Origin of the sequence: Vibrio sp. TRT 17S01, from assembly GCF_050113695.1 — a bacterium.
In the GTDB taxonomy this organism is placed as follows: Bacteria; Pseudomonadota; Gammaproteobacteria; order Enterobacterales; family Vibrionaceae; genus Vibrio.
Genome location: NZ_JBNJOG010000001.1, coordinates 26,169 through 35,412 on the forward strand (window position 1 = coordinate 26,169; position 9,244 = coordinate 35,412).

Annotated in this window: 5 protein-coding genes and 2 pseudogenes; 6 read left to right on the top strand and 1 reads right to left on the bottom strand. The window is 39.0% G+C overall.

Annotated features, from left to right (window positions below; translation table 11 throughout):
• The first annotated feature begins 863 nt into the window (after nucleotides 1-863).
• The gene (parS, locus tag ACQEXS_RS00145) at nucleotides 864-1,289 is read left to right on the top strand and encodes a type II RES/Xre toxin-antitoxin system antitoxin (protein WP_427012422.1); all 426 of its coding nucleotides are present in this window, start codon (nucleotides 864-866) and stop codon (nucleotides 1,287-1,289) included.
• Between the two features lie 225 nt (nucleotides 1,290-1,514).
• Here parS and ACQEXS_RS00150 read toward each other — a convergent pair whose 3' ends face one another.
• Complete coding sequence (locus tag ACQEXS_RS00150; protein WP_427012423.1) at nucleotides 1,515-1,889, bottom strand: MbcA/ParS/Xre antitoxin family protein; 375 nt, start codon at nucleotides 1,887-1,889, stop codon at nucleotides 1,515-1,517.
• 231 nt (nucleotides 1,890-2,120) lie between these two features.
• Between ACQEXS_RS00150 and ACQEXS_RS00155 the strand changes: the two are divergent.
• The 5 genes and pseudogenes from ACQEXS_RS00155 (at nucleotide 2,121) to ACQEXS_RS00175 (ending at nucleotide 9,243) form a co-directional block, all read left to right on the top strand.
• A pseudogene (locus ACQEXS_RS00155) lies at nucleotides 2,121-2,455 on the top strand (helix-turn-helix domain-containing protein).
• Nucleotides 2,448-3,120, top strand: a pseudogene (locus ACQEXS_RS00160) (HipA domain-containing protein); the annotation flags it as partial. The pseudogenes ACQEXS_RS00155 and ACQEXS_RS00160, both read left to right, overlap by 8 nt.
• Before the next feature lie 280 nt (nucleotides 3,121-3,400).
• Nucleotides 3,401-5,197, top strand: a complete 1,797-nt coding sequence (locus tag ACQEXS_RS00165) for a hypothetical protein (protein WP_427012424.1) — start codon at nucleotides 3,401-3,403, stop codon at nucleotides 5,195-5,197.
• Nucleotides 5,198-5,207: 10 nt separating this feature from the next.
• Complete coding sequence (locus tag ACQEXS_RS00170) at nucleotides 5,208-7,538, top strand: penicillin acylase family protein (protein ID WP_427012425.1); 2,331 nt, start codon at nucleotides 5,208-5,210, stop codon at nucleotides 7,536-7,538.
• 37 nt (nucleotides 7,539-7,575) lie between these two features.
• Nucleotides 7,576-9,243 carry an ATP-binding cassette domain-containing protein gene (locus tag ACQEXS_RS00175; protein ID WP_427012426.1) on the top strand — a complete coding sequence of 556 codons (1,668 nt, stop codon included), beginning with the start codon at nucleotides 7,576-7,578 and terminating at the stop codon, nucleotides 9,241-9,243.
• The last annotated feature ends 1 nt before the right edge of the window (nucleotide 9,244 follow it).

Consider the following 9,244-nt stretch of genomic DNA (forward strand, 5'->3'; position numbering starts at 1 on the left):
GGATTAGTAAGTGCGTTTAAGCCTTTGTTGATAGCGGTTCAACTCGTAATGGGGTAGAAATGCTTCAGAGTGATTTTTGCAAGAACCTCTTGCAAAATTGAGGGGGGAGTTTGTGCAACAGCTTGTTGCATAAATTAATCTAATGATGGTTTCTTGCCTTCTAAACACGTTTTGGGGCAAAGGTGAGTTTGCTGTGAACTTTTCTGGCACACCTCTGGACACTATCTGCAATCGAAACAAACGGGGCGTCCACATATGGTAAAAAATGACATCCAACCACTAGTATTGCCTGTCTTTGTATTTCCCAAAAGCTTGAGTTAGTAGGTAGGAGTAATAACCGTAAATTTAACCTTATTTATGGTTGAATCTGAATTTCCCAGAAAACTGACATGAATTGCGGTAAGATTAACCGAAAATTTAATAAAATTTACGGTTGAATCAGGTGATTGGTTGTTAACGCTGGTATTTTTTCTCTAGCTCTTTCTCATATTCATCCATATGTTTCGAGAGCCAAATGTGAACTTTTTGCGCATAGAGAGCAAAAACACCAATGGCTAAACTCAATGCGAATACAACACTTAAAAACTACATCCTAGTCCTCCCATGGTTTACATAGCGCTAATTATTACTAGCAAACAATCCTATCAGTACATCTATTTTAGCTGTCTTCCATGAACCACTGCTCGTTTATAGCATTAACAAAAATACGATGCTTGGACTAGTTTTAGTGAAGCAAAGCCAGCTTGCTATTAATTGAAAAGATTATGCAACTAGCAAACGTCGAAACATTTCCGTGTTAAAGTTATCAGGCTACGTCATATGTCACCTATTGTGTAAATGTAGTTAGATTCGGAGGTACTTTAATGTTCAGTGCAGCTTATGAAATGCTCGGAGGTGAGAAGCGTAAAGCTCAGAGCGTAATTGATAGTCTAAAAATTATTCGTCAAGGGCTTCCTGTTGAAACGCTGGATAGAGGAATGTTAACTCTTGGTCTGACTAAGACAGATTACGCGAAAATTATTGGCGTTAATCTTCGTACTCTCCAGCGAAAAATGAAAGAGCCAAACGCAACGCTAAGCTCAACTGCCAGTGAACATGCTCTTATGCTTGCAGATATGGTCAAAGAAGCAGATGAGTATTTTGGTGATCGTGATGCGACATTACGCTGGTTAAATAAACCCAGTTTGGTGTTTGAAAACGAAACACCACTTTCACTCTGTGACACAAAAACCGGTATCATTATGGTGACAGAAGAGATCAATAAGTTGACGTACGGATATACGGCTTAACTGGAAACCTACCAATGGTCTGGTCACAAAGCCACTTTTCTGACGTAGCAGGGAAAGTTGGTCTGTTTGGTTCTGCGACATAGGTTCTTAGACACACTATGATTGGGTACAAGCGTGTTAGTTCCAGCTCATTTAGCGCATCTCTGCCTTACAAAGTAGGCTTCATCCGGAAAAAGATGGCCAATGACTCAACATATCAATCTGATTTTATGAGATAAAAGCATCTCAAGAAAAATCACCATACTTGATACGATTTAATGCATCTAAAACGCGCTTTAAATCACCTTTAAGCACAACTTCTAGCGGAGTTAGACCAGATAGCGCTGGAATTGCGGAAGTTAACCATTCTGATCTCAAACCAGAGTCCTCAAACACATCCTCCATTTGCTCTTTTAAAGTAGGGTGTTGTGAAAGAATATACTCTATAGACTTCGACTGGGTATCATCCTCAAGTTCAACTTTGCGTAAAGTCCATGAGCCATCGTTATTGTCGAGCCATTCGATTTGATCGCCTTCTTCCCATTGCAATTCTTCTTGCAGTATTTCTGGAATGTTCAAGAAAGCTTCACCATCACAGGTCTTCTCAATTTTAACTTTCATTGCTGCTTAGAACCTTATTCTATTCACATGGTGATTTATGACACGCTTACTCTAGTGTAGCAAAAACAGATTGCCATTAATTGGAACGAACATGCAACTAGCAAACTAAACATAAGTTACTTAAATTACACTTTTTAATAATTTCTTATACAGACACTTCAAAAGTGACTTATAATGAACTTATGTATTAAGGCGACCCCAGTAGTAACAAAAGTGCATTAAAAGGCATTTATGAAAAAAGGTAAGATGGTAAAGGCACAACCTATGCCTGATTTGAATACCGAGTTCAGTATGGAAACGCTGGGAGCCGCCATTCGCTCAAAGCGCACCGATAGAGGCTGGCGTATTGATGATCTCGCTTCAAAAGCCAATTTATCTCGTAGGACAATCATGAAGATTGAAAAAGGCGATACTAGCGTCACCTTTGCCAATGTACTCGTCCTCATGGATATCTTAGGGCTGTCGTTACGCCTTATCGACTTAAACCTATTTGTTCGTCCACACACCAAATAACCTACCAAGACGAAAACAACGTGATAAGCAATGAGGATGGTTGGTATGAGTAAGTTGCAACAATTAGACGTGTTTATCGGTACGAATACCAAAATTGGTCGTTTGATTCTTCCTGTCGGAACAGAAACAGAGTTCTCCACACATCCCTGTTGATGATCAGGCTTCGCCACGAAGTATCCAGAACTATCTCAGAAATCTACTTCCTAAAGGAGAAGCCTTTGAGGAGATAATACAAAACACCACTATTTCCAAAAGCAATACGTTTGGGCTAATTCGTAAGCTTGGTGCGGAAACATCTGGCGCATTATCTTTTCGAGTCCCAAACTCAGAACCTGAGGAAACCAGCTTTAGAGCTGTCCCTGATGATGAGCTCATAGAACGACTAGAGCGAAATTTAGCCCCATTAGTTTATTGGGACGGTAAGGTTCGCCTTTCAGTTGCTGGTGTTCAAAACAAATTAAACTTACTTAAGCGCGGTGATGAATGGGGATTTGGTGAAGGAAAATTAAGTTCGAACTACATTCTGAAGTTTGAAAGCGGTAAAGCACCGTGTATTGCTGTGAATGGGTTCTTTTGCATGACATCAGCTAAGCTAGCAGGTTTGGACGTCGCTAATGTTGAGTTAACCCGTATTGGGAAGACTAGGACACTGAGCATAGAGCGGTTCGATCGTGCCTATATCGAGGCTCGTGATGTCGTTCAACGAAAACATGTTATTGCCTATTGACAGGCAGAAGGCTCATATGTGTTGCAGCTTTGGTTGGTGAAATATTCGGGTTAGTGAAGAAGCTAAGATGGACGTGTTCAAATACATCGAGACAAGTTAAAACACTATCCGGAATTAATTGATTTCTTCAAGTTGACATGATACACTCGGCAGTGATTGGTAATTAGTTAGGTTTAACGTCCCTCCCTCATACCTAAACATTCTATAAGTCAACAGATAAGGATATCGGAACGGAATCTCTATGAGTCTTATTTCTTAAGGGAATGTGTAATTGTTGGAAATTGAAAAAATTATTGAATACCTATCCGAAAATCGATCAATTTCGGTACGTGACAAGTTGCGGTCAAAAAAGAACACTGACTTACCGTTGATACAGCCACGCTCTGGTGTGGGTAGTTTCGACAAGATGTTCAAGATGCTTAAGTCTTTTGAGCAAAGCGGTATACCAGATATTTTAACGCTGACAATCGATAGCTATACCCGATTGGGACACTTTGACAAAGCATCAGCCTTAAAACATTCTGATTTACTTAATGGATTTCCCTTAGTGTCGCATGGATATGTTCGATGTAGGCAGTTAAGTAATGAGCTGAAATCGCCACTACAAGTTCGTCATGGATCACCTATTAGCGAGAGACTCTTTTTACACTCAATGGCCGCGGGAATAACAGCTTTTGAAGGGGGCGGAATTTCTTACAATTTGCCTTACTCTAAAAACCACTCTTTAGAGGACTCGTTACAATCATGGAAGAGGATTGATAGCTGGTGCGGAATGGCTGCCGCTAAGGGTATTTTCATAGATAGAGAGCTATTTGGCACTCTGACTGCTGTGTTAGTTCCACCATCGCTATCGATAAGCATCTCTGTACTGGAAGGATTGCTTGCTATAAGTCAAGGGGTCAAATGTTTATCAATCGCCTACCCTGAAACTGGCAACGAAAGTCAAGATATAGCTTCACTGATGTCTATCAAAGACATTATGCGCAAGTACACTGCTGAAATGTTTGGCAATGAGGTAGCCGAGTCCATTGAGATATATTCCGTTCTACACCAGTTCATGGGACCTTTCCCTTCCAATCCTATTGCCGCTACTGAGCTGATCAAACAGGGAGCTAGGATAGCACGCCTAGGTTTTGCCGATAAGATTATTGTAAAAACCTATAACGAAGCAGTGTGTATTCCTTCTGTGGAGGACAATATTTCGAGCATGAAGATTGTTCAAGAGGAAATGCTTCTTTGTGAGTTGACGAGAAATAACAGTCTAGATATTACGTTCGAGCAAGAGTTAATAGTGAAAGAGGTTGATGAGTTATTAGCACCTGTATTAACAAATAAAGAAGGCTTAATAGATAGCATAGTTAAAGCTTTTGAAATAGGGCTTTTAGATGTTCCTTTTGCACCAAGTATTTATGCCAAAGGCAAGATATTGCCAGCAAGAGATAGTGGGGGGGCTATTAGGTACTTAGATAAAGGTGGTCTCTCTTTATCGCGTGAAACGATGCAAATGAACCATAATTTGATTGGCTCGAAGCGAGATTTGCATTGGAAAGAGCGGTTATATAACGACATTTTCTATTTCTCAGACCACAAGCCAAAGCACACCAATAATGCTTCATATCGAAACAAAAGCGTTAGGGTGTATCAATCAAGTGATATTAAGCGCACAGCAATACTGATGGGAGCTGAAAGTGATGCACACGCAGTGGCAAACTATGTTGTAGAAAAAGTTCTTATTGAGCATAAATTCAAGGTGACTAATTTAGGAGTTTGTACATCCCTACAGGAGCTAAATTCAGCGCTGGATAAGGAGGACGATCTATCCATAATTGTCATTGGTTCGACAAATGGTCACGCACTTTCAGACATGGAAGGTTTGCAAAGTATTCTTACCTCTAAAAATATTACCTGTCCAATTGTTTTGGGCGGTAGACTTAGCATTGATGGTTCATCAGAAGAGTCAACTAGACGAGAGCTTGCAAGCCACGGTATAACAGATTATTTTGATAGTATTGAAAGCTTTGACAGTTTCCTTCATCAATATTTCAAAGCCTCAAAAACTGTTGCTTAGGTAAATATTTATGTTTAAGTTACTTTTCAGTCAAAATCCTTTGACAGCAAGGCTGTTTCTGTTTCTAGTATTTCCTTTGGTCTTAGTATCCGCCAGTTTATTAAATGCGTATCTTAATTACTATTCCTTACAATCAAAGGAGATTATATCTAGCTACGGTAGTGCCACTATTTTTATCGAAAATGATATTCCTAATGTAGTGTCCGAGAATGACTTAGCTGCTTTTTTTGCATTAGGATATGTCCATGCAAATGATCGCTTTTGGCAGATGGATTCTACAAGGCGAATTGCAAAAGGTCGGGTTAGTGAAATTATTGGAGTATCAGGTTTACAGAATGATATTTTCTTTCGCAGCTTAAACCTAAAAGAGGTAGTAGAACGGACATGGGAATTAATTGACCATGATACGAAGTTAATAATTAAGTCGTATGTCCAAGGAGTTAACTCCCGACTAAATGAAGGAAAATATAAACCACTACCATTTTACCTTTTTGGTGAAACCCCGGAGCCTTGGACTGAATATGATACCTTACTAACGCAGAAAGTTTTAGCCTATAGCCTTAGTGGAAATTTTGTTAAAGAGCTGGAATATCTAGATCTTGCTAAGGTAAAAGGACCTAGTTTCTTCTTAAAATATCTAGGCTATGAACTATCGAAAGAAGAACAAAAAAAGCTACGAGACCAAGTATACAAAAGTTATAATTACGAAAACACAATAACTCAATTTTCCGACCAAGATATTATTACTTCAGGGAGTATAGGTAGTAATGCTTGGGTGGTCTCAGGCCAGCACACAGAGACAGGGTACCCGTTGTTAAGTGGGGATCCGCACTTGACTTTGACAGAGCCAAGCCAATGGTATGTTGCGAAGGTTGAGGCTGGAAAATACAACATGCAAGGCGCTACAATACCAGGAATACCTGCAGTTATTTTCGGAAAGAACCAGAAAATTTCTTGGTCTGGTACTAGTTTCATGGCTGATGTAGTTGACTACATAGAACTTTCAGAAACAAATGTCGACAAAGAGCAGCTAAAAACAACCGTTGAAGAAATACGTGTTCGTGCCGATTTTCCATCACTACTAAGAGCACCTATTAAGCCAATACAGATTGAAATATCGAGCTATAGAGGCAGTCCTATCCCTTTTTTGCTAGAAGGTCCGAATAGCTTTCCATTGTATGCGGTGAAGTGGACGGGACTCACTAAGAATGACCAATCTATATCCGCCTGGCTTGAAATCAATCGGTCAGAGAATTGGGATGATTTTAGAATGGCTCTTTCTAGAATATCCGCTCCAGTGCTAAATTTTTTATACGCTGATACTGCCGGAAACATTGGCTCTCAGGTGGCAGGCCTCATCCCGAAAAGGAAATCAATACAAGGGATTTTGCCAAGTCCTAATTTCTACGACGAACATTGGGCAGAATTTATTGATTTTTCTCATCTACCAAGACAGTTCAATCCCGAAGAGGGGTATATTGTATCAGCCAACGAAGAGTTGAAAATGCCAGACGATTTGAACGCGGGCTGGGATTGGGCTGAAGATTATAGGCGAAATCGTATAGCAGCACTAATTGAAACTCAAATATTAAAAGCTGAACAGGGCATCTCAGTTAATACTTTTTTACAAATGCAAAGCGATACTGTCGATGAGTACGCGCTAACAATCACTGAGAGTCTTAAAAAATACCTACAGAAGACTGATCTAAGTAATGAAATTCAATCCCAACTTATAAACTGGGATGGTTCTTACGATAAAAATAGCCTTTCTGCATCTGTTTTCGAAATGTTTTTGTTCCATTTAAAAAAGAATGCGCTTTCCGATGAATTTGAAGGGTACTGGACAAATCGAGGACTTTTAGATGGCCTTCAAAAGTATGTTTATAGGCCAAATCATAAGATCGTAAAAGAGATTACCGCTGGAAAAAATGTTGACTGGTGTAATGATATAAGAACTATCGAGGAAGAGACTTGCGAGAGCATTATCATCAAATCATTAAATGACTCCATTATCGAACTAGAGCTGTTGACAGGTTCAAAAGAACCGCAAAAGTGGGAGTGGGGTGAATTATCTAGCCGTGTTTACTCAAATCAACTTTTTTGCTCCTCAAATGTAAATAGTTTCACTACCAAAAAATTCTTATGCGATGTTTATAGCGTTGAGACGCCCGGAGAGGGGTCTATCAACTCAATTAATGTTGGTTTTCCTATTCACAAGGAAAATAGTGGATTTGAACAAGTTGTTGGGGCGACGTATAGACAAGTCATCGATTTATCACCAGTAAAGAATTCAATCTACTTTCTTCCAACGAAACGAAATGAAAATCTCTTCTTTGAATGAAAGTTGAGGTTTCCGAATCAGGCATTAGAAAATCGCTATGTTATTGAACATTCTGAGTAAAGACAGTCCTAATAAGGTCTTTATATCATTGATACTAGGCTCGATATCAGGGTTGTTGTACGGATCCCTGATACCGATTGTAATGTTGAGTCTTCCATTTGAAAAGCACAGATTGATTGACACGCTGCAAGATCCAAATTTACAGACAGCGATTGGAGTGGTATCAAACTATCAGTTTGCTATCGTTTTTGTATTAGTTTGTCTATTGATAATGTTTTTTAAGTACTTGTCACAGGTACTTATTACGAGTGCATCCATAGCTAGTTCAAAATCCCTAAGATCATTGATTTTTGAAAGGTTGTCTAGGGTAGACGTAGTAGAATTCGAAAAGATTGACAAAAACTCTCTTAACAATTCTCTGTCCGTTGATATTCAAGCATTTCTAGATGGTGCACGATTTTTTCCTGATCTAATAATAAATACCATCACAAGTTTAGGAGTGCTTGCCTATATATATTACCTTAACAACTTAGCGTGCCTAGTTATTCTGTTTATCATTTTCCTAGGAGTAACTATTTACCAAATGCCGATATTGATTGGGCATCGATATTTGAGAAAGTCTCGAGAATCTTTCAACGTTCTTATGACTCACATATCAGACCTTATACATGGCTACAAAGAGTTAAAGCATGATCACAAGCACAAGGACGAAATACTGTGCAGAGATATTGAGAAAGCTCAGACTAGGATGATGAAAGACGAGACAATAGGAGCGAAGTATATCATTGGTGCTTTGTCATTCGGCGATCTTTTATCATTCTTTGTAATTGGATTTATTTGTTATGTTTTCATTAGTAGTAATCCGATACCAATTGAGGATTTGCTTGGGATATTCTTAGCTCTAATTTTTCTAGTGAACCCAATGGCAAGGTTACTCAACTCAATCCCTTACATTGGCAAGGCAAATATTGCAATTGCCTCAATATACGAGTCTGCAAACCAAATAAAGTTAGAGGCAATTAAACGAAATCAAACTATGACAGAAAATGTGATTCATATCCTAAAGACAATTGAACTTAGCGATGTAGGATATAGCTATGAACAGAACTCAAGTGATCGAATTTTTAGCCTAAAAGATATAAATATTCAGTTGGAGTCTGGAAAGATTAATTTCCTGATAGGTGCCAATGGTTCAGGAAAATCAACTTTAGGAAAGATATTGTCACTTTTATATAGACCTAGCAGCGGATCGGTAAAGTTAAATGGGTTGCTGGTTGATGAGGAAAACATAAACGACTTCAGGTCGTCTATAAGATGCATTCACTTCAGGTTTCACATAATAGAAAGCAGTTGCCATAAGTTGATAGAAAACGACAATCCGTTTATAAATAAAATGCTTGAGCGCTTAGAGCTGAAGCAATTTATTAGTTCGAGTGGGGAACTGCTAGTGCACTCGATGTCAGATGGCCAGCGACGAAGAGCTGCATTAATTCTTATGCTCATAGACGATCCATCGTTTATGTTATTTGATGAATGGGCAGCAGACCAAGATCCATCCTTTAGGGAGATTTTCTATACAGAAATTCTTCCGGAACTAAGTAAACGCAATAAAATGATTCTTGTAGTAAGCCATGACCATAGCTATTTCGATTTCGCTGATAAAGTGTTCGTCGTAGAAGATGGCAGGGTTTCTGAAAGATACTGAT

Bases quoted from the DNA above. Each gene is read 5' to 3' on its own strand.
- parS (WP_427012422.1), top strand. From the start codon at position 864: ATGTTCAGTGCAGCTTATGAAATGCTCGGAGGTGAGAAGCGTAAAGCT.
- ACQEXS_RS00150 (WP_427012423.1), bottom strand. From the start codon at position 1,889: ATGAAAGTTAAAATTGAGAAGACCTGTGATGGTGAAGCTTTCTTGAAC.
- ACQEXS_RS00170 (WP_427012425.1), top strand. From the start codon at position 5,208: ATGTTTAAGTTACTTTTCAGTCAAAATCCTTTGACAGCAAGGCTGTTT.
- ACQEXS_RS00175 (WP_427012426.1), top strand. From the start codon at position 7,576: ATGTTATTGAACATTCTGAGTAAAGACAGTCCTAATAAGGTCTTTATA.